Below are 25,569 nucleotides of genomic sequence, written 5' to 3' on the forward strand. Positions count from 1 at the left end.
TTTCCCTTCATTGACAGACATAGCGTTTCTCCTAGATCTTGCCCAACCGCTGCTGTTCCTCTTTGCTCAGAACGCTCCGCTGCGTCTGGCCGATCGTGTCACCGAACCCCAGGATAGAAACAGCACTTGAGGAATCGTAGCCCACCTGATCCGTTTTTCGCTTTTTGCGAACTTCGTCACCGCCTGCATCCCCGAATCCTTCAACTTCTACCGTGATGGTCCAGCGCCGCTGTCCCACACCCGATGCATTGTTCCTTGCGATGTCCTGCGCCATCTGGCTTGCCGCTGACGCGGCCGAACTCGCTGCCGTCAGCGCCCCAGTGTTCACGGCCTGCACCACCGGAATGCCCGTCGACTTCCCCTGCACCTGGATATTGTCGACGTTCGCCACATGCAGCGCCGCGACGTTCAGGTTTCCCGACACGCGGATACCGGCATCACCCGCGTCAACGGTGCCGCGTGGTGCAATCAGGTTTGCATCTCCAGTCGGTGCGCCCGGGATCGTCTGCAAGATACCGATCCCCGCACCGCTCACTTCACCGCGGGCATCGACCGTGCAGTAGTGGTTTGCATCGCACACGTAATTCGGCGCCGGTGTATCGGCAACCGATTTCGAACCCTTGCCGGCGTTGATGTCGCCATTCGAGCTCCAGATCGTCATGTTGCCGCCCTGCTCGGTGAAGATCCGGCTTTGCGCGAGCAGCACACTCTGGTCCGTGAAGATATTGATGTCGCCCTTCTCCAGCGTCAGGATGCCCTGGGTACCGGGACCAGCCACTACCTGGCCGCCGCCGTTGACGATCGCCGGCGGCGCCGAGGTGCTGCCGATGAGTGCCTGTCCGCCTGGCCCCAGGATGGCGACATTACCGCCCTGCTGGGTCTGGATCGTCGTGCTGCGGATATCGAGGTTGCCGGTGTTGACCGGCTGGCTCGCACCGTTCACTCCGCCGCCCAGGCTGTTAGCCGTATAGCCCAGCGATGCGGGGAAGAGCGTATTGATCGCCTGATACCCTCGCGCGTACTGCGAAAAGAACGGACTCGACGGATTGTTGAAGTCTTGCCCGACGGCGGTCAGCACGCTAAAGAGAACCTGCTCTGCAAACAGTTGCTGCACATAGCCAGGCAGTGCCTTGAACTGCGACCAGGCCACTGCGGCCGTCAACGTGCCCACACTGTTTTGCGCGGCGGCCTTGTCTGCCGCGAGGCCCGTATCGACGACCTGCCCAGCATCGTACTGTTCCATAAAAGCAATCAGCGCCGGCGTGGCACTCGGGATACCCGACACCGTACTGGCCGGATCAATATAGGCCGAGATGAAAGCGGCATCGTTGATGCCCGGACCCACGCCGAACAGCACCTGCACGTTCGCGCTTTCATGCGGCAGGTTCGGGTTGTTGGCGTTGCCCACCGCATCAATACCGGTGACTACGCCGGTGTTGACCGGATAAGCGGGACCCAAAGCCGCAAACGCGTTCGCCTGGCTGGTCAGTGGCCCGATATTTCGCCCCGCTTCGACGTCAAAGGTGCCGGGACCACCAAGCTGCAACGCTGGTATCACCGGCTGGTTTCGTGCCAGTGGCGTGTCGTAGATGTCACGCCCCGCGATGATGCGGGTAACATCTGCACCACGCAGGTTCTGCCCCTGGAACGCGAGATTCACAATATCCTGTCCGGCCTGGACCAGTGCAGGTTTGTCAATGCTGAGCGTGATCAGATTGTCGTAGAAGCCTGCATTCCCCGCACCGGCTGGTTCAAGAATACCGTTAACGATGCTGCCATCCAGACTGTAGATTCGCGCCGGAGCCGTATCATTCGCGTGCAGCGCACTTTGGGCATGAGCGGCCAAGGTACCTGCATCGGCGAAAGGAACATCCACATGAGGATTCTTCGGCGATGGCATCGATGACGGATCTTCGTCGAGCATACCGAACACGGGTTCGCCACCCTGTACGCTGGAAGCCAGTCCGTTCAGGCTGGAGAAATTAATCGATTGATCCGCTATGAGATTCAAACTTCCGGATGCCGAAGGGTAGAGCTCGCCGCTCGACGCTACCGTGATACCACCGGTGAAAGCTGTCAGATTCACCGATGCCGGCAATATGGATGATAGATCGACCGCACCTGGTTGGATACTGCTGGCACCACCGCCAATCAGGGCAATGGAACGCAGCGAGCCCAGAACAACATCGCCCGTCGACGCCGAAACGTTCACTGCGGAAGTCGACGAGTACCCTTGCCCGTCGGCATACGAATGGTACGTGTTAAGTAGCGTGCTGCTTTGAACGTAAGACGGATCAAACACGCCCCCGATATCTGCACCCTGTCTGGCGCTGACATTTAGCACTCCATCCTGCATCGCAAGCAGCGTGGCGACGGGCCCGCCCTGATACTGGAAATCGGGTGCAATCTGCCCACCGGCATTGATCGTCCCGGTGCCCTTCGCCACAAAGTAGTCACCGCTCAGAATGTTGCCCCCCGCGTGCACCGAGAGATTGCCACCACCGACGGTCACTGGCGAATTGCTGCTGTCCATGTACCAGGTCGTCGGCAACGACACAGCCAGATCCGAAATGTTGCCGCCCGCACTCACCGAGACGTTGCCGCCGACGCTCATCACCCCCTGGTCAAACGCCCCGAAGTTAATCGACGTACGGGTAAGCGGTACATAAGACATTGAACCGCTGTTTGCCGACGCCGTAGGACTAGCGGTAATTTGCATCCATTGCCACCAGAACTGACCGATGTTCGCACTAGCCTGGCCGCTTACCGCGCCGGTCGTATCGATCACGTTTTCCAAGCCGGTGATGTTGCCTTGCGCACGAATGGTAATGTCACCGGCCGAGTCCGGATTGACGACGGGAGAAACCAGAATGTCCGGGTTGCCTTGAGACGCATTTCCGGCCACGATCGTCGCCGTACTACCTACGGCTGGAGCGCCCGTCGCTGACATACCTGCCGTGTAAACGACCCCAGGCACGACGGTCTGTGCTGGATTTTTTTTCGCTTCTTCCGCGTCAAATAGGGCGAAACTGTTCCCGGCTGCAATATCTATTGATCCGGTACCCGTGCGAATCATCGTTGGAGCTAGCAATGTCAGATTGTTCGTGCCGGTCGGGTTATTTGCATTGCTGTAGCCGAAATACCCGTCCAAGGTCACGCTCCCTCCGCCAGCCAAAGGCATCCCGGACGATGTGGAAAACAGCGAGGCCGCTTGCACAGCTAACGGGTTGGAACTCGATACATCCGCGCCTGCAACGATTCGAAACGACGAACTCGTCCCGCCAGCCAACGAAGCAGACAACAACGGTAGCGCGTTACCGGCAACGGCGACCGGTGACGGTGAATTGTCCGTTGCGACCGTACCATTTGTGATCGTCGATGTCGTAATTAAAGGGCCAAGCACAGCTGGCGGTGGTTGTAACATCGAAAGGTGGCCTGGCACACCAGTGTTTTGGAAGGTAGTCAACAACTGATTAAAAACCGTTCCATAATCCGCCAGATACTTTAAATATAGTGTGGCATCTGATGCAGCCTGGGTTGCTGTTGGTGGCGCAACGGAGAAGGCCGGTTGACCTGCTACTGGCGTCGCACTGTTAAACTGCGACGCCATCAGAAAGGCAGCCTCAGCTCCGTTGACCGGTATTAGATGTGCAAGAAACTGGAAATAGGCGTTGTACTGCCCTTCATACTGCGCGACTTCCTGCGCATTAGCCGGCGTGACAGTAAAATTTTGCGGCGCCGTAATACCCAGGTTGTAACCATGTGCGGGAACGTAGTAACTGAGGGGAGCACCGCTTCCAAGCAGTGTGCTGTTGAACTCGGCGTACGCGGTGTTGTAATAGGACCCCGCCGGCACTGGAATTGTTGCAACACTTCCAGTGGGATTGGCGATCTGGAAGAACCCGTCCGTCAGGCTTGCATTCACCTTGACGTTGTTTTCGGCCCGGAACGTGATATCAGGTGCCTGCCCGTTGAACCGGAACGCTAGATCCGTCGGCGAGGTGCCCGCGCCGAGATTCCAGTTGGTCAGGATCGAGATGTTCCCATTGTTGATTGCCGGACTCGGGTTATCCAGTTCGATCCCCGGCACCACGTGGAAATTGATAATAGATGTGCCTGCGAACTGGTTGGCGACACCATCCAGTCCATGCTGGACGAAGCCCATCAGCGTGCCGGGCGTCGTTGTCGTACTCCCGTCGCTATTAGTCGTAGTCTGCTCACGGTAAAACAGCTGGTGATCCGCGTTGACCGCCGTTGAAGCTGGCGTAAAAAAGTCGCTGGTTAATCCGCCAAAGCCGATGGCCGCATCCCCGTTCTCGAGTTGATCCTGCGTCACCGTAGTCGTGATGCCGGTTGCGCTGCTCGTCAGTGTCCCACCGCCCGTGCCATCGGGCGCAAATGTAAACGTCGGTGGGGTACTGGCATTACTCTGGACTGTAAAGGTTCCGGCCACGAGATTACCGTTGCTGCCATACCAGCCTGCCGGATCGACGATGCCATCGAAGTGCTTCGGCCCACTGCCCGGGTCCGTCGTGCTCCATACCGCATACGCTTCCAGGTTGACTGCGCGTGCCCCGGTAATCGTCGCACCCGGCCTGATTGTCACGTTCACCGTATGGTCGTGCAGCACCGGTGCGCGGAAGCTCACCGTGCCGCCCGATAATCCGCCTGCCGTCCCGCCCGACACGTCGATCAGCGCATTCGCGCCGACCGTGATCACCCCCGAACCGGTCTTCGACATGTTCTCGTAGCCGTAGGTCGGATCCAGTTGCACCACACCGCCCACCGTATCCGGACTGCCGGTCGTGCCGATGTTGACCGTGCCGCCTCGCTGGGTCGCACTTGATCCTTTTGCGACCAGCGAGCCCTCCACATCGACGCCGTTCCTGCCATACAGATCAATCTCTCCGCCCGCGTTACCCGAAGCGTTGATCGTGCCGATCACGCTCACATTGCCGTTCGCCGGGTCTTGCCCGCCCGTGCCGGCATCGGCCGTCAGCGAGACCGTGTGCGCCGTCAGCGTGTTGCCCGCCGAAAGTGTCAGGTTGCCCGCCTTCGTCTGGATTGTGATCGACTCGTTCACGCCCCCCGACGTCAGCGTGCTCGCCAGGCTGTCGAGATTTGCCGCGCCACCCGTGTTCAGCGAGAACGAACCGCCCGCAAAGCCTGTTGCCGCACCGCCCTTGAGCGCGCCGTTCAGGTTCACCACCTGCTGTGGGGCCGACAGCGTCAGGCTACCCGCCGCACCACCACCGCTTGCGCCCGAGAAGTCCAGCGTCGAGCCCGCCTGCACGTCCACCGTGCCCGTATCGGCGGTGAGCGTGATCGAACCGGCCGGCGCATATTGCGTGGTGTCGAAGAACTGTTTCGACACGCCTGCCGAACTGACGGTCGCGCCATTGCCGATGGTCAGGTTGCCAGTCGTCGCGTCCAGACTCACATTGCCCGCGGGCGCACTGATCGTTGCGTTGTCGTTGATCGTGCCGCCTGCGAAGCTCCATGCGCCGCCGACCGGCTTGAGCGTCAGTGCTGTGCCCATTGCATTATTAAGACTCAGCACCCCGCTCGTCGTCACGGTGGAGGCCGAACTGGTATCGGCCACGAACACCGGTGCATTGAGCGTGACCGGCAGCGCACCGAAGTCGAACGTGCCCGTGTTCTGTCCGACGATGCCGCCCGTCGCGTTCATCGTCACCGCGCCGAAGCCACTTACCGTCTTGCTGCCCGTGCCGAGGTCGATCTCCTTCGCATTGACCGTCAGCGTGCCAGACCCGGATGTTCCTGCCAGTGCAGGCGCGCCTGTTTCGTTCGTGAATGCGATCTGCTGCGCGTTCAGCGTCACCGCCCCGCCGTCGCTCGTGAAGGTCCCCGCGCTCAGGTCCACGCTGTTGCCGAACGTCGCGTTAACGTCGCCGACAAAGCCGATCGCCCCGGTGCTGCGCAGCGTCACCTGCTGCGCGTTGCCCAGTTGCGCCAGTGTCGCGCTGCCGATCACGAACCCAGGCAGATTTGCTGCGGCCGTCCCGGTTTCGTTCGTGAAGGTGATCGCAGAGCCGTCCGCCGTGATGCTCTTCGCTGACAGCGTCACGCTGGGATCGACCTTGAGGTTGCCCGACGAATCCAGCGTGAGCGCCTGACCGCCCGTGAGCGCCGCGCCTGCGCCGACCGTGAGCAAGCCGGTGCCCGTCGTATCGAGTCGCGTCACCGTGATCGGTGCACCGTTGGACACGCGCAGCAGTGCGCCATCGCCTGAAATCGCTAGGGCATTGGTTGTGGCGTTCGCCAGTTGGCCGATCGTGATGGGCAGGTCCTTCGCGCCCGGATAGCTGCCCGTGGCCGTGATCACGCTGCCGGCATCGATCCGCAAGCCATTGACTGCGTTCGCGTCAGCGCCGGTCGCATCCGTTTTCGTCACCAGGAGGATCTCCGGTCCCGTCAACGCACTGCCCGCGTCGTTGGAGACGACTACGCTGTTCGCAATCGGATTGATCGTGACGCCACTCGTCGTCGCCGTGCGCGTGCCACCGATCAGCAGGCTGCCGGCGTTGAGGGAATCGAGTGCGCCCGCACCGATCTGCAGGTAGCCCGGCAAGGCTGCTGAGCCACCCGCTGCGCCGCCACCGGTAATCTGGATGTCCTGCGACGCGATGTCGACTTCAGCAGGTGCGCCACCCGTGCCCGCTGCAGTGTTCAGCGTGGCGCCGAGCGTGAGTGCGTTCGTTGCGGCAAGCACCAGTTGGCCGCCGTCCACGGGCAACGGTGGCGTGACGTTACCCGCACTGGTCGCCAGTTTCGGGAAAAAGGCATTGGCGCCCGTCAGCGTGTACTGCGAATACTGCTGCCACACCGGGCCTGACTGGACGTTAAAGAGCGTCGGCGTCGCGCTGCGGCTGCCGCCCAGCGCATTGGCGAAGTACCCGGCCGTCACCACGGTGCCGTCCGGCAGCGTCTGGCTTGCGCCTGGCGCGACCGCGCCTGTGGTGTTCGACACGGTGACCCTGAAGGCACCCGGCAGCGTCGCATATTTGCCCGGTAGCAAGGTATAGACGCCAGCGGCCAGCCCGGGCACGCCCGACAGGTAGACCGCCTGGCCTATCGCGTCCGTGAGCGACGCCTGACCGACGCCGGAGCTCAGCGTGCTAGTCCCCGCAGTTCCGTTCCCGTTGACCGACGGTTGCAGCGTCTGCGCGAACACGGGATCGTAAGCTGCCACGGGCGACTGTGCTCCCGGCAGGATGGCGTAGACGTTGCCCGCTCCCACGTTCACCGGCACTGCGACGCCGCTCGGGTTTGCCGCGAAGCTCGCGTTGTATTGCGAGAGCACATCGCGCGTACCGCCGGTGCCTGCCACCCACTCCTCGGCCTGCAGGTTACCGCCCCCGGACAGGTCGATCTTCGCCCCCGGGTTGAGCGCCACGCTGCTGCCGTTGACGCCGATGAACTTCGACGGCGGAGACGTCACATCCGGCTGTGCACCTCCAACGACCGGATTGAACTGCCACTCGACACCGTCGACGGTGGTGCCATACGGAATCACTGCGCCTTCATTGGATACCGAGGTCACGCTGCCATTGGCAAACGAGACCGAGTTCGTCGCGACCAGCGGCAACTTGTTGAACTGTGCCTTTGTCGTGGAACTGGTCGGATCGCCCACCCCGAAGACCAGGCTGCCCGAGGGCGCACGCACGACACCCGCCTGCACGATGTCCGTCGCGTCGATGAGCAGCGTGCCGCCTGCCGACAGCGGCACGCCCGATGCGCCGTTTGACTGAAACGTGATCGTCGTCGGTGCGGGCTGGCCGTTCGTCGAACCGGTGGGGCCGACTGCGTCGAGAATGAAGGTACTGCCCGTGGACGGATAGAGGTCGGCCGCGCTGAATGTCATGTTGCCCGGCGTGAACAGTTCGCCGGGCACCAGCGTGCCGATCGAAGTCGTAGAGGCATTCGTCGAGCTGAGACGGATATCGCCGCTGCTCGTGAAATTCGCCTGCCCGAAGTTGTTCAACTGGACCTGGTTCTCAAGATCAATGAACGACGCGTTCACATTCAGCGTCGCATTGGACGCCGCAGCAACCGGAGTCAACCCGGCCTGAGCGGGACCAGCGATCGCCACATAGGGCGCGTTGATCGTCACCGTCGAGCCAATCGTCGTGGGCGCCTGCGCCGTCAATTCATTGTTCAGCAGCGTACCGACCGTGACGATCGCAGCATGTCCCAACTGATCCGTTGTCCCGACCTTGAGCGTATTGACCTGGTCACCGCTCAGCGCCACGATCCGGTCCGTATGAATCTGCACCGCTTGGGACAACGTCAGGTCGACGTTGCCGGCGAAGGCCACCGGAACAATCGTGTTTGTCGTCACGGCACTGTCGCCCAACACCAGCGTGAAGATGCCCGATCCGCTCAGCCGGTCCGCCGCAAACTGCAGCACGCCGGTTGGTTGGTTTGTCGTGAGCGTGGTGGTGCTGTTGTAGGATGGTGCACCGGCAACAGCAAGAATATCCTGCCCGGGCGACAAGCCCACCGGCACCAGATTACCGCTCTGCTGCAGGATCAACACCGTCGCGCCGGGAAGGGAGGTCGTAACGCCACCCACCTCGACCGCATTGGACACGGCGGTCGCATCAGGCACGATCGATAGCGTGCCGCCCTGCGCCTGCGCGCCGCCCGGTTGCGCCCTGAGCGTACCGTCGAAGAACAGACCACTCGAAGCCGCCAGCGTGATCGAGCCTGCGTCGCTCCACACCGGCTGCGACGCGTACCCGCCGTTGGCCTGCAACTGGTCGAAGTTCGCCGAGGTACCCGACACGTCGATGCGCGAACCCGCCTGTGCGACCACATAGCCCGAGTCGTCGGAGATCGTCACCGAGCCGCCGGGCAGTACCTTGCCCGTGTTCGGGGTGAAGGTGGTCAAGCCGCTCCTGACCGGCGCGGCCAGCGGATTGGTCAGGGCCACGCCCGCCACATCGAGCACCGCATCGGGTCCCAGCCATACCGATTTGCTCGCGCTGGTGAACGTGCCCTCGGCTCCGTCGTACTGGCCGCTCTGAGCGTAGCGTCCACCATTGTCTGCGCTTAGCGTGATCGAGCCACCCGGTGCAACGATCGAACCGAGCACCGTCACCTGCGCGGGCGAGCCCAGTCCGATGTTCGCGCCCGCATCGCCGACGATCGACGCGCCCTGCTCGACAGTCACGCCGCCCGTCACGCCAGGATAGCCGCGAATCGGCTGCTGGCTGTGATTCTGGTCGGCCCGCGCCCATGCCAGATAGCCGCCCGCCGTGATCACAAGGTTCGTCGCCTGGCGGTGGTACGGGTCGATCGTCCCCACACTAGTAAGGTTGCCGGCCGCGAGGTCCGCGCCGCTCGAGGCCTGTTGCAGCGCCGGTACGTCCGGAATCAGGTTCTGCTGGGTCAGGGTGACTGTCGCGCCGGGTGCCACGGTCGCGTCAAACAGTGCGTTCAACACGTAGTTGCCGAAGCCCTGCTGCGCGAAGAAGTCCGTCGGCAAGGTCATCGCCCACGACGGCGCTGACGCCGGATCGCCGCCGATCTGGAATCCCGTTACCTGAAGCGTCAGTGTTCCGCCACCCGCGAAGCCGAAACTTCGGATCGTGCCATCCATCGTGAGATGGTCGTCGGTGGGCAACTGGTCCGGGAAGCCCGCATGGTTGGCGTAGGTGATCAGCGACAGGCTACCGCCTTTGCCGGCAGGAATGCCATTGCTCATCAGCAGCTGGCCATTGGCCAGCATTTCGCCGCCGCCCGATACGTCGATCACGCTGCCCGACTGCAAATCAATGCTGCCTCCCGCCGACAGCGTGACAGCACCGCCGTTGATGAACTGACTATCGCCTGGCGTCGTACCCGCAGTGGTCTGCGTGTCGTTGTTCACCCACTGGCCGGCGACGCTGATCTGCGCATTTGGGCTGACCGCAATGTTGCCGCCGTTCGAGATCGACACCGTGCCGGACGGCGCGATCAGCGAGCCCCCCACGACCGTGTTTCCGGTGAGAAGCGGACCACTCAATGTGATGGAACCGCCCGGCTGCAGCTTCAGCTGCGTGCCTTGTGCGACCACAAAGCCCGTGCCGATCTGCGTGTCTTCGGTAACGTTAAGCTTCGCGAACCCGCCGGCATTGAGCGTATTGACCGGCACCACCGTGGTGGCGAGAATGTTATTCGGATCCGTGCCCGCAAGCGTGCTCATCGCCGTCATATCGAGCGGCGTGCCGATCGAAAAGCCCGGCAACAGGTTGCCCAGTTGCGGCGCGCTGTCCTGCAGGATCACGAGGCCCGATTCGCCGCTCGTCGACGTATTGAGGCCCTGGGTGAGCGCAGGATTACTCCCGAGCGAGAACGTGCCGCCCACAGGCTGGCTGTTGCCCTGCACCTGCTTCGATCCACCGAACGCCTGCGCAGTGATGTCGCCATCCAGCACCATCGCCTGCGTCGCAAACAGGTTTAGCGTGCCTGCATTGCCTCCAACGATGTAGTCGGGTTCAACCACCCCTCCGGTTAAGAGCGGGTTGAACCACGTCTTCGTGATCCCCCAGCGCGGGTGGCTCTCGACGAACTGTCCGGCAACGCCCACATACGTGTCGTTTGGATTCGCCTGCCCGATAGGAACAACCACGCCATTCGCGTCAACGAGGCGTGTCGTATTGACGGTCCCGCCGTCATAGTGAACGTAGCCGCCGTTCAGGTTCATCGACGAACCGGTGGCCGTCATCACCTGGTTGCCCGCCAGCGTGATCGTGCCGCCGTTGGTGAGCAGTTGGTCGACCGTGCGCGGGATCAGGCTCACATAACCGGCGAGATTCAGGATCGGGCTGCCAACCCATTGCAGCCCATTGGCGTTCGTGCCGGTGAGCGTGCTATCGAATACGACGTTCGTGAGGCCGAACAGGAAGCCGTTGCGCAGCAGCGGCGAGTCAGCCAGTTCGTTCTGGCCGATGCGCGGAACCGTCACCAGCGTACTGGAGATCGGCAATTCGACATTCGCCAGCCCCGATACGTCGATCGTCGCGCCCGTGTCGAGGTAGATGCGACCCGGCACCGCCGTATCGCCCGGCGGCGTCGCATCAAGCGCCGCAGACGGCGTCAGTGCTGCGACCGACACCTGCGAGCCCGGTGCCTCAATCAGCGACCCGCCCTGAAACCAGACCGAGCCCGCCGTCATGGTGATGCTGCCCGGCGTGAAGGTCGTGCCAGGAGCTGACGTCGCCGTCTGGCCATCGGTGTCCGCCATCACGGTCGTTACCGAATCGGGTCCGAAGGTGAGCAGTCCCGCGCGGTGCGTGTCATTCGCCCCACCCAAACCTTGCGATATGGGATTCTTGAATGCGGAATACGCCGTGCCGGTGGGGGTGTTCGCGAAGTACTCATCGACCGTCGAAATCGTGATGGTGCCTGGCGTATTCACGCTCGTGGTCACCCCCACCACCCCGTTCTGCGCCACCGTGCTGCCCAGCAGATTGACGTTACCCCTCGCTGCCTGGACGATGCCCGTATTGATCAACGTGCCCGCCGGCGTGATATCTCTCTGGCTTGCGCCACTGCCCGTCACCAGTTGACCACTCAGTTCGGGCAGTAGCACCTGCGGATTCGACGGATTCGGGCTCAGGCTCACGCCCACGCCTGCGGCAAGCACAACCTGGCCCGCCGTGGCCGTAATGTTCCCGCCGTTGTTCACGTTCGTGGCCGCCACCAGCACGAAACCGCCATCGCTGACTGTTCCGGTGGTCTGGGTGGAGATCGACGCACCCGGCGCGATTGTGATGTCGCCCGGCGCCTGATACTGGCTCGCCGAGTTCACGTTGACCTGGTTGCCCAGGCCCAATACTTCGTTGGGGTTGCCAACCTTGGAGATGACCTGGGTCTGGCCCGCCTCGAGCCCCGCCAGACCACCTTGCGTGCCCAGGAACAGCTGGTTGCTCGCAGCAATGTCCGCAGGGCCCTGGACCAGATTCGCAGTGACCGTCGTATTGCCTGTCTGGAAATCGGTGGTGTTCAGGAAATCAAGCGACGACGCGACCAGTGAATGCACGTTCACCTGCGAGCCCGCGCCGAACAGGATGCCGTTGCGGTTGATCACGTACACCGAGCCCTGCGCCTTCACATTGCCCAGAATCTGGCTAGGCGCCCCACTCGGATCCATGATCCGGTTGAGCACAACCCAGTTGTTCGCGCCGTTCGTCTGTGCGCCGCCTGACTGGTCAAAATTCAGCGTCGTCTGTTTGCCGACGTTCATCGTCTGCCACGTCAGCACCGAGTTCTGGCCGGTCTGGACGATGCCTACATTCACGTGCCCGCTGCTGTCTACTGACTGCGTCGGCCCGTTCGCGTTGATCCACAGCACCGGATTGGCCGGATTGGAGGTCGCGCTGGTCGGCACACCGTTAGAATCGAAGCTCACACCTGGCGCGACCTGCAGCCCGCCTGCTGCCAACCCGTTCGGTACGTTCGATGAGGTCGCGGCTGCCGCAGCAGCCGCCGCCTGCTGTGCCGCGAGCTGCGCGGCAATCCCCTGGGCCGCCCGGCCCAGATTGCGGATCGACGGCTGGCTCGCCTGCAATGCCTGCTGCGGAGACACCCCCAGGCTCGGCATCCCCGGCACACCCGCCGCACCACCGCCACCGGCCGTTTGCGCGGTGACATGACCCAGGTTGATAGCACCCGCCTGCGCATTCCCTGCAGCTACCGCTCCGATTACTAGCGCAACCGCCTGGCACAGCGGCCGAAGATTCGATCGCAGGACCGTCGACGAGTGGAGAGAATTCTGTTTTACGCGCACACGTGCTGCCATTGTCGACTACCCCGAACACAAAAATATGATGACGCATCACCGACACGTCAAACGCGCGTACGACAATGCAATTCCCCGATATCAACCCAACGGGTCTTTAATCCACCAGAAGTTACGGACCTGTCGTGGCAATCGTATTTCCACTGTTACCCACCATTTCGTCGCCCAAGAAGGTACGTACCTTTTGCAACCGGCTCGACATTCACGTCAATCAGGCTCAAAGGCTTGCCACGTCGTCCTTAGCGGTGTTTGCTTCAATACGTTGCGTCAATGCATGCGCTACTTTTTCGACGACGGTGGCCCAGTCGCCCGGCTTGTGCTGACGGAAAAGGCGGGCATTCGGATACCATGGACTGTCTTCCCGTTCCAGCAGCCATCGCCAGTCAGGCACACGCGGCAACAACACCCATACCGGCTTGCCAAGCGCTCCGGCCAGGTGCACCACAGACGTATCCACCGAGATCACCACGTCGAGGTTCCTGATCAGCGCCGCCGTGTCTGCGAAGTCCTCCAGATCGGCTCCGAAATGGATGATGCCGCTCTGGGCAAGCGCGGACGCATCCCGCTCACGGACATGCTGGTGCAGACTGACAAACGAGGCGCCCCGGGAATACAGCGGCGCGAGTGTGGCCAGCGCAATCGAGCGGTTCAGGTCGTTGTTATGCGTAGGATTGCCCGACCAGGCGAGACCGACCCTGAGTTTCCCTGGATGAGCTTTCTCATCCAGCCGCTGCTCCCACTTGCGCAGGCGCGTGATGTCCGCACGCAGATACGGCACCTGCGCGGGAATAGAATCCAGATCCGTACCAAAGGCGAGCGGTAGGCTCAGCAACGAGCACTGCAGATCAAAGGCCGGCAAGAGTTCGCCTATTGCAACGAGATGATGTACGCCGCGAAGCGACGACAGCAGATCTTTCAGGGCGCGTGGCACTTCCAGCACCACCGTTGCCCCCCGCGCTTCGACCAGACTCGCGTAACGGCAAAACTGCAGGGTGTCACCGTAACCCTGTTCCGAATGCAGCAGAATCACCTTTCCGGCAATTGACTCACGACCGGTCCAGAACGGACGATCAGCATGCCGACGGGAACGCGCAGCGTCTGCATCCACCCAGCGATATTCGTATTTTTTCCAGCCCTCGGCGAAGTCCCCAATCAGCAGTCGACAGTACGCTTCCTCGTGATGCGCGTCGACCTTGGAGGGCGCAATCATCTGCATCTCGCGGTAGCAGTCCAGCGCCTCGTCAAAGCGCAACAGTTGCTGCAGTGCACCGCCACGCAATGCCCAGCCGGCTGCATCGACGGGTTCGACCGCAATCGCCGCTTCGTAGCTCGCCAGCGCGTCGTCGTAGCGGCCCAGTTGCTGAAGCGTGTGCCCCTGGCTGACCAGCAATTGGGCATTCGGTCCCATTGACTGAAGCGCATCGTCATAACTCTCCAGTGCCTCCGAGTAGCGTTCCAGCATGCGCAAGGCAACACCCTGATTACTCAATGCGACATGCAAGGCTGGGGCGCGGGCAAGCGCTTCGGCGTAAGCCTCGGCCGCTTCCGCGTGCCGCCGCAATCCCTGCAACGCGTTGCCTCGACCCAGCCACGCTGCCGCGTGGTCTGGCATACGCGCCAGTATCCGGTCGCTACGCGCGAGCAGTTCGTCATACCCGTGCAGCAGATCGAGGGCAACACAGCTCTTGTAAAGCACATCGATGTCGTCGGGGTTGATCTCAAGCGTCTGGTCGTAACAGGCCAGCGCCTCTGCGTCACGTCCCAATGCAAGCAGCATGGTCCCGCACTGCGCCAGTAGCTCAGGCACTCGCGGGCGGACGACGAGCGCTAGCCGGTAGCTGCGCAGCGCTTCCTCGGGACATCCGAGATCTCGCAGCGCATGGCCACGATTGGTATGCACGGCGTAGTCGTGCGGCGCGAGTGCCAGTGCCTGATCGAAACTGATCAGCGCATCCGCTGGACGCCCGAGCGCACGCAGGGCATTGCCGCGGTTGCTCCACGCCTCCGCGAACCCTGGCATGATCGCCAATGCACGCTCGTAGGCCGCTTGCGCCTCAGCGTGGCGTTCAAGTCCAAGCAACGCATTGCCGTGGCCGACGTGCGCGGGCGCATACCGCGCATCCAGCTTTAACGCCTCTTGCAACGGCGCAAGGGCCGCTTCGTGCCGCCCCAGCTTGACCAGTACCGAACCGTGATTGGCAAACGCCCACGCGTAGCGTTGTTCAAATCGCAACGCACGGGCAAACAACCGTTCGGCCTGAACGGTGTCGCCGCACTGGTCGCAAGCTGAACCCAGCAGAAGCAGCGCTTCCGCATTGTCGGGATCGATCGCCAGCACGCCCCGATACAACCGCTGCGCTTCGCCAGGTTGGCCACGCTCATGTAACGCGCGCCCCTTTTGCAGCGAACTCCTGATCGCGGCATTCAGCACAGCCGCCCGCTCGCCCGCCATACTCGCTGGCACCTCTTCCGTCCGCGTGTCCCGCCCCTTGTCGTGTCCCATGGCTTTCCCGTCAGGTCGGCAGCGCAGCGGAGTGCACCTGTGCGATGGACGGCAAGGCGGCCCTGATCCGCTGGAAAACGCCTGCCCAGTCCCCCGCATGCGGCTGCCTGAAAAGCCGAGCCGTCGGATACCAGGGGTTGTCCTCGCGATCGAGTAACCAGCGCCAGTCGGGCAGGTACGGCAGCAGCATCCACAACGGTCTGGCCAGCGCCCCCGCCAGGTGGGCGACCGACGTATCCACGCTCACGACGCAGTCCAGGCACTCGACGAGCGCAGCGGTATCCGCGAAATCTCCGATCACGTCGCCAAATTGCCGGATGCAGGACGTTTCAAGAAGCGGTTGCTCCTCGTCGCGTACCACCTTCTGAATGCTGACCCACTCGACTTCATCCGACAGGAGTAGCAACAGATGCTCAAGCGGAATCGAGCGGTTATGGTCATCCAGATGATTCGGATTACCCGACCACGCGATGCCGATCCTCGGCTTGATCCGAGTGCCCAGTCTGGTTTGCCACTTTGCAACCTGCCCGGGATTTGCCCGCACGTATGGCACACCTGATGGAATCGAAGCCAGATCGGTGCGGAACACGAGCGGCAGACTCAATAACGGACAGTGAACGTCGAAGGGCGGTAACGGCTCGCCATAGCCGACCACCTGATCGACACCCTCTACCTCTTCCATTAGCGACTTCAACGCGGCCTGCACTTCGAGGATGACGCGCGCGCCGCGCGCCTTCACAAATTTCACGTAGCGGCAGAATTGCAGGGTATCGCCCAGGCCCTGCTCGGCATGCAGCAGAATCGTCCTGCCCTCGATCGACTCTTCTCCGAGCCACAACGGCTGCGCGAATGCCCGCTTGAAATTGCCGACCTGCGCTTCGCGCCAGCGCCACTCATATTCGGCCCATCCGCGCTCGAAATCGCCAGTCTGGAGATAGACGAAAGCCTTGGTAAAGCGCGTGGCGATGTTCTCTGGATCGAATGCGAGCACCCGGTCGTAAGCCGCAAGGGCTTCGTCGTGGCGCATCATCGAGCGCAAGGTATTGCCGCGTTGAAACAGGGCAAGCCTGTCGGACGGATCGATCTCGGTCACCCGATCATGACTGGCGAGTGCCTCTTCATACCGGTGCAACCGCTGCAGAATCCGGCCACGTATGAACCAGGCAGGACCGTAGCCCGGGCGAAGTGTGATGGCGCGGTCACAGCTCTCCAATGCCTCCTGCTCCCGTCTCAGATGTGTCAGCACCCGGGCACGGTTGCACAGCACCTCGAGGGAATCGGGCGCCACACGCAAGGATGTGTCATAGCTTTCCAGCGCGTCCGCAAATCGTCCAAGACCGTACAACGCATTGCCGCGGTTACCCAGTGCACCAGCATGCCCGGCATCCAGCGAGAGCACCCGGTCGCAGCGCGCAAGCGCCTGCTCAAAACGTTCAAGACGCTCAAGCATGACGGCGCTGTTGTAGAGTGCATCGATAAAATCCGGCTGACCCGCTATGGCATCGCTCAAACTCGCCAGCGCTTGCTCCAGGCGCCCGAGGTCCGCTAGTGTCAAGCCCTGCATGAGGAGCGCCTCTGCGTTATTAGGCACAATCGCCAGCGCGCGCCCGTAGCTTTCAAGTGCCTCCTCCAGACGGCCCAGATCGCGCAGTACGTGAGCGCGCAGACGGTGAGCATCGAATGACCGACCATCGACCGACAATGCACGATCGCTGGAGACCAGTGCGTCCATGTGACGCCCTAGTACCCGGAGCACAGCACCGCGCCGACACAATCCGTCAACGAAGGTCGGCGCAATCTCGAGCAGGCAGTCATAAGCCGTCACAGCCTCAACATATCGCCCCAGATCCGCAAGCACGCCTGCACGCAAAAGCAGTGAACGCAAATGCGACGGATTGAGCGAAAGCGCCCTGTCCAGACGATCAAGAGCCGCATCCCGATGATCGAGACCAATTAATACCGACGCGTGATTAGCCAGTGCAAGCGCCGACGGCATCCGCTCGATGGAACGCTTTAATAGCGTATCGGCCTCATTCATCCGACCGCCCTGAAAATGCAGCAGGCCCAGCATGTGCAATGCCTCGGCATGGTCGGGATCGATCTTCAGAACATCTCGATAGCCCCGTTCGGCATCATCGAGCGCGCCCCGCTCATGCGAGATACGTGCACGTCGCAGTGTGTCTTCGACAGGTGCCGAAACATTCCGCGAAGCCGACGCCACCCCTGCCTGTCCCGATGCAGGCGGTAAACGCACCCCGCCCCTGGCTCCCCTTTCCGCTTCCGACACCATCGTTCGTTATCTCCCGGGACGCCGTACGTCCTCGATTAAGTTCGAGCCGGTCTGCACCTGCGCACGCGCGACCTATGCCAGGCCGACGATCGCCTCTCGCACGGCATCGATTACCCCTGGCCACCCGCCCGGAGCCGCCTGCTGGAATAGTCGCGCGTCCGGATACCAAGGACTGTCTTCCCGCTCGCTCATCCAGCGCCATTCCGCCAGATGCGGCAACAGGACCCAGACGGGATGGCCAAGCGCGCCTGCCAGATGGGCAACAGCCGTATCGACTGCAATGACCAGGTCGAGCGAGTGAATAAGCGCCGCCGTGTCCGAAAAGTCTCGAATGTCCGCGTCAAAGTTGAGAATCGGGGATTGCTCGAGAACACCCATGTCGCTTTCACGAACCACTTTCTGGAGGCTGACCCATTCGACATCCAGTTCGAGCAAAGGCATAAGCGTCGTCAGATCGAGCGAGCGCTTGCGGTCATTGCGATGTTCCGGATTACCCGACCATGCAAGGCCGATACGCGACCGCTGCTTCGGGCCGAGGATTCCTTCCCACTTTTCCACCAGTTGCGCGTCCGCATGAAGGTATGGTGTCTGGTTGGGAATGTTTGACAGATCTGTCTGGAAGGCCAACGGCAAGCTGAGCAGCGGACACTGGTAGTCGAAAGCAGGCAACGGCTCGCCAGTCGCGACCACCTGCACCGGACCGCGCAGCGTCGCCATAAGAGACCGGAGTGCCGGCTGCACTTGCAACACGACACGGGCGCCCAAATCGAGCAGGCGTTGCACATACCGGCAGAACTGCACCGTATCGCCAAAGCCCTGCTCTGCGTAAATCAGGATCGTGCGCCCATCGAGCGATTCTTCGCCGGACCATCTAGGTTGTGCGAAGTACCGTCTGCTGTGTTCGGACTTCGGATCACGCAGACGCCATTCATATTTCGGCCATCCGCGAGCGAAGTCACCTCGATGCAGATGGATGAAACCCTGCGCAAAATGCGCATCGACGTAATTCGGATCGGTGTCGATAGCCTGGTCATAGGCTTGAAGCGCTTCATCGAATCTGAGCGTATCGAAGAGTGCGTTGCCTCGATTGAACCACGCCAGAGCGTACTTCGGGTTGATGGCGAGCGCCCGGTCGAACGCAACCAGCGCGTCCCCGTAACGATGCATGTCCTGCAGCACGCTCCCCCGATTGCACCACGCCTCCGGAAAATCAGCGCTTGCCGCGAGCGCTGCGTCATAGCTCTGCAACGCTGCCTCGTGGCGCTTAAGCTGACGCAATGTGGTTCCCTGATTGCACAGCACGTCCGCGGCGCCGGGTTCAAGCTCCAGCGAGCGCGTGTAATCGGCCAGCGCATCTTCGTGACGATCCTGATGAAGCAGCGCATTTCCCCGGGTGGCATACGCCTTCGCATGACCCGGCTCCAGCGCCAGCACGCGATCGCAGCGCTGTATAGCTTCTTCGCCTCGCCCAAGCCGTTCAAGCGCCACCGCGCTGTTGTAGACCGCCTCCACGTGATCCGGCTTCGTGGCGATAGCTTCGTTAAAGCTCGCGAGCGCTTCCTTCGGACGTCCCAGATCAATGAGCGTGCGACCCCGAACCGACAGGATCTCTGGCTGGTTCGGCACGATGGCAAGCGCACGCTCATAGTTCTGCAGCGCTTCCGCATACCGTTGCAGATCGCGCAGTACGTTCCCAAGGTTGTAATACGATTCAAATGAGCGGGGATTGACGGTCAGCGCGCGCTCATAGGTTTCCCGCGCCTCCTGCTGTCGTCCCAGGGCGCGCAATGCAGTACCCCGGTTACAGAGCGCATCGGCCAGCAGCGGAGATACCTTAAGTGCTTGGTCATACGCAGCGAGCGCCGCTTCGTATCTGCGCATCCCAGTCAGCGCGTTGCCCTGACGAACCAGCGTACTCGCGTAATTCGGGTCCAGTCGCAGCGCGGCATCGAACTGTTCCAGCGCGAGGTCACCGCTGCCGTTCGCAGCCAGAATCTCCCCCAGATCCGACAGCGACTCGGCGTCAGGTGCAAGTGATACCGCGCGCCGCAAGAGCGCTTCCGCCTCAGCCAGGTCCCCACGCTGGAATTTGAGGATGCCGTAGAACCGCGACGCTTCGGCATCATCCGGCCGCTCGGCCAGCACCGCTTCGTACTCCCGTGCTGCGTCGTCGAAACGCCCCGCCCCATGCCAGTCCTTTGCACGCGAAAGATTGGCCTTCGCTGGCCGCCTTCCTGAGTCTGCGATCGCAGCCGCGCCTGCGCGCGTACTGTCCGGGTGCCCGACATCCATGCCCGCCTCCTGGTCCTGTTGCGAAAACTGCTGGCACAGACCCGCCCGGGCATTCCGTCGCCCTGCTGATCTGCGCTGTAAGACTAGCGGACCAGGGGTAACAAGCGTATGACTAATGTTACGGACCATTTTGCCGGCTCACGTACCGGCAAAGGCGCCGGCACAGAATCGCCACCGGTTGTTTAAGCAGGTCGTGCCCCGGCCGCACGTACGGCCCGGGAATTCTTCAAGATAGCCCCATGGAGACGCTATTTAGTGACTGATGAGACCCACAGTCACGGGCTCCAGGTGCCGCGCGCCGACTCCCCAGGTCACTGGCCAATTGGAATCATCCGTTCAAAATCGCCAGGGGGTGTGCCGGTTCTCAAAGAGAACCGGATGCCACGCGGCAGCGGCATCCCAAGCGAGGTGACATTGCTTATGCCGTGCTCCGCCAGGAACCGCGCATAAGCATCGGCGACTACGGCCTGATTCGATGTCCAGCCTCCCGGCGCCACCCACACCGAAAGGCCCATCGAGCGCACATCGTCATTCGCTACCACACTCGCAAAATCGTCCATGTGATGCAACGCGTCGGACAACTGGGAAAGCGTCGACAGTGGCTGCGATGCACTGCGCATGAGCCTGCGCCCCTTGAGCTGATAGCGCACTATCTGCAGCCAGGTCGGACCAGTGCCGACAGCCAGGTGCCTGACCAGCACCAGTTCGTTGGGCAGGATGCGCAGCGGCGGTCCGCTCACCTCGTCGGGTGTCACGAGGTTGAGCATGTCGTATTGCAGTTGCGAAAAGTACCGGCCCAGCATGCGCGTCTGGGTCAGACTCGCGACGATGTCGTCGCGTCCGCGTATGGTCGCGTCAAGACCGCGCCAGGACAGGAGCGCAATCACCGCGAGCAGCGTAATCGCGACGAGCATCTCGATCAGCGTAAAGCCGGCCGCGCGGGCACCGGACCGGGCGTTAGAGTCTTGCTTCATTCTGCACCACCGTGATGACCTCCGCGAGCACCGCCCGGCTCGCAGCCGAAGGGGACACAGTCACTGACACCTGGCGGACCAAAGGACTCGCCAGTGCCTTCACGCTCATTCGGCACACGAAGCGGTACTGCCCCTGCGGACAGGCAAAGGTGCTTTGGCCCACGTCCGGCCATGTCGCCGAAATGCGTATCGCACTCAGCGCGTTATCCGCGCTCCACAGTGCGAGCAGACGCGCGCGAGCCGCGTCGGTGTCCGACGCCAGGGAACCGATCGCGCGCAACACTGCTCCTAATGCAATGGCGACGATAGCAAGCGCAACCAATACCTCGATCAGGGTAAAGCCGCTCGCGTAGCCGCGACGCCGTCCAGAGCGCGGCGCACGGAACAACCTGGCCTTCTGTCTCGTATGCATCGCTCGTTTGCCATGCTCCATTCGGCCTCGATTCGTTTCTGTTACGAATCTTCGCGCCGCACATCGATCGGAACCAGCCTGTGGTTCCGGGATATCGCCACCTCGGGATCCTGTGCCGCGCGCTACCCACTGTATGGACAGGGATTGATAACATTCGGGGCTGACCATATCCCATTCATATGGCGAATGCGTGTCGGATTGTAGGCACCATCTTGCCGCTCCAAACTCCTGCGTGGCCCATCAGACGTGCAACATCGTCATGCCATTCTGGTAGCTGACCTGTTGAAGGGTGGGATCCGTTGAATGCAGAGCAAGGATATTTAACCCGGCGGGAAAAATACGATAGTCGAGCGCAGTCAGAAACGCCTCAATCGCGACGCGATCAGACTTGATGACTTCGATGATCATGGCAGGGTGCTGCTCGCTCAACACAGAGCGGCCGCCGCGTAATGCCTCGAGCTCCATGCCTTCCACATCGAGCTTGACCAGATCCAGGCGTTCGAGTCCAAGGGAGTCCAGATTGACCATGGGGACCTTGTTGCCCGAAGCGGCATCGTACGAAACCCGCTGCCCAATGAATTCGTTGCGATCGTGGCCGCGCAATTCCAGACTGCCGTAACTCGAAGGCGTGAAGTAATCCGGCTGCGGCACAATCAGCTCGCCGCATACCTCGCCGAGCGCCGCCAGCTTCACACGTGCGTTCAGACAGTTGTTCACAGCGACATTTCCGGCCAGGGCGTAATAGACGATCTCCTGTGCCTCAAAACCCAGAACTGCCCCCCAGCCATACATGTGACGTGCCCATTCGATCGAATGCACTCCAATGTTCGCCCCTCCGTCTATGGCGACTACGCCATCACCAAAATGTTTTCGACGGCAGTCCAGCAGCATCAATGCGAAGCGAATCTCGCTCTCATCAAAGCACGAGTTACTCAGTATCTGGTACCCGACGCCATAGCCGTTTGTTCCGTCAACGAGATGATAGTCATTGCGGTTCACGATCATGCTGCCGTGGTTGGACGCGGTCAGAACGAATGCAATGGGGCGATTTGGAAATGACATGGCCTCACACCTCTCCGGACTTGAAGTAGTTCTATTTAAAATAAAAGCCTGGACCCAGAACCTAAGGCACAACGCCGGCTCCAGACATGTCGAGGGAAGCCTCCGCCACGACTTTCGCCACAATACGATAGTCTTTTGGCGCGGGAATACGATGAACGTTTATTGACCGATGGTGGGTACATCTCGATGTATGCCGCGGGCAGCGATCTGCATCGTCGACGAAAACGTTGAACGCCCACGCATCTGCGACACCCCACTTCGCCGAAAAAATGCGGTATTTAGCCTTGCCGTTCGTCTTGTTAACATGGACGTCACATTTTGCGCGCAGATCCATCGACGATCCTAAATTGCGATGTTTCGCAAATCATCATCTGAGCGCACTACCGAAGCCAGCCAGGCACCAACGGAAACGAGGAATTCCATGTCAAAGGGCACCATGCTGCTCCGGTGGCTGAACGGGCGACTGACAGGCCATTCGAAATCCCCACGTCGCGCCACATCTGCGGCCGGTGGTTACAACGGCTCGTATCGCGATGGCCTCGCCGTAACGCCCCTGCAGTGGCGCGCGCCCTGGCAGGCGTGGCAGTTGCTGTCATGGGTTACCGCCACATTGCTCGCGCCGCCGTTCTGCGTAATCGGCATCCTGCTGATGATCAATATGCACAGCGACAAACCGATATTCTGGGCGTCGGCCATGGCTATCGTCGCGTTCACCAACGCGGTGGCGATCATAACGACCAACCAGCGCCATCACCGCCAGCCCTTCATCCGGCGCACCCGCCTGGCCATGCACTACTTCCGCGTGAGCATGCTCACAGGCTGCGCGCTGTTCCTGCTGCTAGTGTGCAGCACGGGTATCTTGCAAATCATTGTGGAACTGCTGGGCGCCACGGGCTCTGCCAGTCCGGCGACCGTGACGGTGTGGGGCGGAGTCGTGACCGCAGGCTTCGGCGTGCTGTCCTTCGCGCATGCCAGTGTGCTACATGCGTGGTTCGCCTTCGAGGATCCGGATCTGCGCTGAACGATCAGGTCATCATGCGCATCCGCTGGTTTTGTCGCGGTAAGGAACTCTGGACGATTCGATGCGAGTCAGCCACCGCACAATACGCCAGCTTCCAGCGTCGCCGCGCGTGGCGCATGCGCCTGCATCGGCTCGAGCTCGGGCGCATCCGTTTCGTTGAACGGCACACGGCTTGCCCTGAGGAAAGTCCTGATCGGATCGTTGCGCACGGCAATCACGTAGCTCGCTGCATCCGTGCGCGTCGCGAATGCGCGTGCATCGCCTCCCGACGCCTCAGCGCGATCCGTAACCACGCCAACGACCAGTCCCGCCTGGTTTAGCACCGGACTGCCGCTCGCTCCGTTGGTCGCGGACGACATTAGCGTGAGTTCATCCGATCCGCTGCTGCCTGGCGCTTGGCTGCGCGTGAACGCGTTGTACATCGTCGTCGCGCGATCCGGCATATGTCGCAGCACTTCGTAACCGGCCACGAACACCGGTTGTGCCGCACTCACTTTCTCCGTCTTCGCAAAGCTCGCCGCCAACAGCGGCCTGATCGTGCTGGTAATCACCGCCAGATCCCGGTCCGCGCTCACGGCTTTCACACTTGCTCGCGCGACCCGCGCGTCCTTGATCACGAAAAGCGACCGGCACGCCTCAACCACATGACGTGCGGTCAGCACATCCCCGCTGTCGTTCACGAAAAAGCCCGTGGCATTCGCCTCCAAAGCGAACGCATCGATCCTCATCGACGATGCGATCATCGCCGGCTCGCGCGTCGTCTGCGCCACCACGCTCATAGAGAAAGCGCCCATGCAGCCCATGCAGGCCGCAAGGAATGCCTGACGAAGCAGCCTGCGCGAATGCAGCGCGAAGGCGAGAAGAGCAGCGAGTGCCATCAACCCATGGCGAACAGGTGCTTTCGTGTGTTTCACGTCGGCCCTCCGGCCGGGATTGCGGACGACAGCCCTTGATAGCCCCCCGTCTTCGAATGAGTCATCGAGTTGATCGCGATCACCTGGCCGTTCATATCAAAGAGCGGCCCACCCGAATTGCCCGGATTGATCGGCGCGTCAATCCTGATGACAGCAACGTCGGACAGCACATCGCTGCCGATCACCTTGCCCCTGAATTCGCGTTTATCCGTGAACTTCACGTCGACCACACTCGCATCGCCGACCACATGCCGGTTGGTCAGGATGATGCCCTCGGCGCTGACGATGAAGCCCGACCCCAGGCTCACTTCCTCGCGGTTGCCGATTACGGCGCGAGCGGATTGCCCGGTGCGATGCCGGACGGCAGTTGGATACCCGTCTGCGTGACTTCGCGCGTCACGCTGATGCTCACCACCGCCGGGCCATAGCGTCTGACCAGCATCGCGAAGTTCGGCACCGTGAACTGGGGTGTCGCGAACTGCGCCGCATCGGCCGGCGTCGTCTCCTGCGCAATGGCAGGCAGAACGAGCCCATACCCTGCCACCACGGCGACCAGACTGACAGTTGCAGCGCGGCATACCACTCCCCTGATGCCCGATCCGATACCCCACGTCCTTTCCGTCATATCGCCTTCAGTTCTCCTTGCCCGTCGGTGCCGGACGGGTCCATCACCTTCCCGCAGTGCCATGTTGTTCGAGCCAGTCGACCGCCCATGCCTTCGCATGGGCCACTGCGTCCGCCGCATCCTCGAAGCGCTGCGGATCCGGAAACCGCCGGCTCATCACGACCACCCCGTTCTTCGCCCGTGTAATCGCCACCATCGCGCTGAACCGCCCATCGGACATCGGCACCGCCTCGCAACCCAGCACATACTGCCCGTGATCTGCTACAACCTTTGTCATGCTCTAACGTCCCTGCCACCAAACTGCGCACGATCACACACGCGTGTGTCACCACCCGTGTCGTCCCGAGAAAACATGCAAAGATCAAGATCGCGCGCAATTCATCGGCGGTAAACCGGCCATCGAGCACAATCCCGCCTGCCAGTGGAGGCTGTCCGTCACCGCGTCACATTTCTGACCATCCAGCCAGCTCATTCACCGTACCGGCGTCACCACCAGCGGCGGCGGCCGCTGTGGAGTCACCGACCTGCCCCAGTTCGAGCCGAAGCGGTTGCTTTCCGCCGAATAATTGAAGGTCCCGACACGGTTTGACGGACCGGTCGCCAACGCCTCGGCCGCCGTCTGCGACGCGGCGCCGCCCGCGATCGCCGTCGGCGCCAGTTGCGCGTTC

11 protein-coding genes and 2 pseudogenes are annotated in these 25,569 nt (G+C 61.8%); 1 reads left to right on the plus strand and 12 read right to left on the minus strand.

What is annotated here, in order from left to right; genetic code table 11:
• Positions 1 to 31: 31 nt before the first annotated feature.
• From EOS_RS17920 to EOS_RS17950, 7 genes are all read right to left on the minus strand, one after another.
• Positions 32 to 12,808 (minus strand): filamentous haemagglutinin family protein, encoded by a 12,777-nt coding sequence (locus tag EOS_RS17920; RefSeq protein WP_075645366.1) that lies wholly within the window; start codon positions 12,806 to 12,808, stop codon positions 32 to 34.
• 217 nt (positions 12,809 to 13,025) lie between these two features.
• Positions 13,026 to 15,311 carry a tetratricopeptide repeat protein gene (locus EOS_RS17925; RefSeq protein WP_235442864.1) on the minus strand — a complete coding sequence of 762 codons (2,286 nt, stop codon included), beginning with the start codon at positions 15,309 to 15,311 and terminating at the stop codon, positions 13,026 to 13,028.
• Between the two features lie 10 nt (positions 15,312 to 15,321).
• Complete coding sequence (locus EOS_RS17930) at positions 15,322 to 17,565, minus strand: tetratricopeptide repeat protein (RefSeq protein ID WP_235442865.1); 2,244 nt, start codon at positions 17,563 to 17,565, stop codon at positions 15,322 to 15,324.
• 108 nt (positions 17,566 to 17,673) lie between these two features.
• The gene (locus EOS_RS17935; protein WP_047848010.1) at positions 17,674 to 19,893 is read right to left on the minus strand and encodes a tetratricopeptide repeat protein; all 2,220 of its coding nucleotides are present in this window, start codon (positions 19,891 to 19,893) and stop codon (positions 17,674 to 17,676) included.
• 311 nt (positions 19,894 to 20,204) lie between these two features.
• Positions 20,205 to 20,867: a PulJ/GspJ family protein gene (locus EOS_RS17940; RefSeq protein ID WP_047848011.1), complete on the minus strand. Its 663-nt coding sequence runs from the start codon at positions 20,865 to 20,867 to the stop codon at positions 20,205 to 20,207.
• Positions 20,851 to 21,279: a type II secretion system minor pseudopilin GspI gene (gene gspI / locus EOS_RS17945; protein WP_082163409.1), complete on the minus strand. Its 429-nt coding sequence runs from the start codon at positions 21,277 to 21,279 to the stop codon at positions 20,851 to 20,853. The genes EOS_RS17940 and gspI overlap by 17 nt, the downstream gene beginning before the upstream one ends.
• A gap of 240 nt (positions 21,280 to 21,519) precedes the next feature.
• A complete protein-coding gene (locus tag EOS_RS17950; protein ID WP_047848013.1) occupies positions 21,520 to 22,341 on the minus strand; it encodes an FkbM family methyltransferase in 822 nt (273 codons plus the stop codon).
• Between the two features lie 421 nt (positions 22,342 to 22,762).
• On the opposite strand from EOS_RS17950, the gene EOS_RS17955 reads away from it, so the two are divergent.
• The gene (locus EOS_RS17955; RefSeq protein WP_047848014.1) at positions 22,763 to 23,362 is read left to right on the plus strand and encodes a hypothetical protein; all 600 of its coding nucleotides are present in this window, start codon (positions 22,763 to 22,765) and stop codon (positions 23,360 to 23,362) included.
• Positions 23,363 to 23,430: 68 nt separating this feature from the next.
• On the opposite strand, the gene EOS_RS17960 is transcribed toward EOS_RS17955, so the two are convergent.
• From EOS_RS17960 to EOS_RS17975, 5 genes and pseudogenes are all read right to left on the minus strand, one after another.
• Complete coding sequence (locus EOS_RS17960; protein ID WP_152693138.1) at positions 23,431 to 24,276, minus strand: S1 family peptidase; 846 nt, start codon at positions 24,274 to 24,276, stop codon at positions 23,431 to 23,433.
• A 14-nt stretch (positions 24,277 to 24,290) separates the two neighbouring features.
• Positions 24,291 to 24,599, minus strand: a pseudogene (locus EOS_RS49275) (S1C family serine protease); the annotation flags it as partial.
• A 2-nt stretch (positions 24,600 to 24,601) separates the two neighbouring features.
• The gene (locus EOS_RS49280) at positions 24,602 to 24,901 is read right to left on the minus strand and encodes a hypothetical protein (protein WP_053063943.1); all 300 of its coding nucleotides are present in this window, start codon (positions 24,899 to 24,901) and stop codon (positions 24,602 to 24,604) included.
• A 43-nt stretch (positions 24,902 to 24,944) separates the two neighbouring features.
• Entirely contained in the window at positions 24,945 to 25,178 is a 234-nt protein-coding gene (locus tag EOS_RS17970; protein WP_047848016.1) for a hypothetical protein, read from the minus strand.
• Positions 25,179 to 25,373: 195 nt separating this feature from the next.
• Positions 25,374 to 25,569: pseudogene (locus tag EOS_RS17975) on the minus strand (hypothetical protein); the annotation flags it as partial.

The organism is Caballeronia mineralivorans PML1(12), assembly GCF_001028175.1.
Taxonomy (GTDB): Bacteria; Pseudomonadota; Gammaproteobacteria; order Burkholderiales; family Burkholderiaceae; genus Caballeronia; species Caballeronia mineralivorans.

Excerpts from the sequence above, each read along its gene's own strand:
- EOS_RS17920 (WP_075645366.1), bottom strand. The coding sequence starts at position 12,808 with ATGGCAGCACGTGTGCGCGTAAAACAGAATTCTCTCCACTCGTCGACG.
- EOS_RS17925 (WP_235442864.1), bottom strand. The coding sequence starts at position 15,311 with ATGGGACACGACAAGGGGCGGGACACGCGGACGGAAGAGGTGCCAGCG.
- EOS_RS17935 (WP_047848010.1), bottom strand. The coding sequence starts at position 19,893 with ATGGATGTCGGGCACCCGGACAGTACGCGCGCAGGCGCGGCTGCGATC.
- EOS_RS17940 (WP_047848011.1), bottom strand. The coding sequence starts at position 20,867 with ATGAAGCAAGACTCTAACGCCCGGTCCGGTGCCCGCGCGGCCGGCTTT.
- gspI (WP_082163409.1), bottom strand. The coding sequence starts at position 21,279 with ATGCATACGAGACAGAAGGCCAGGTTGTTCCGTGCGCCGCGCTCTGGA.
- EOS_RS17950 (WP_047848013.1), bottom strand. The coding sequence starts at position 22,341 with ATGTCATTTCCAAATCGCCCCATTGCATTCGTTCTGACCGCGTCCAAC.
- EOS_RS17955 (WP_047848014.1), top strand. The coding sequence starts at position 22,763 with ATGTCAAAGGGCACCATGCTGCTCCGGTGGCTGAACGGGCGACTGACA.
- EOS_RS49280 (WP_053063943.1), bottom strand. The coding sequence starts at position 24,901 with ATGACGGAAAGGACGTGGGGTATCGGATCGGGCATCAGGGGAGTGGTA.
- EOS_RS17970 (WP_047848016.1), bottom strand. The coding sequence starts at position 25,178 with ATGACAAAGGTTGTAGCAGATCACGGGCAGTATGTGCTGGGTTGCGAG.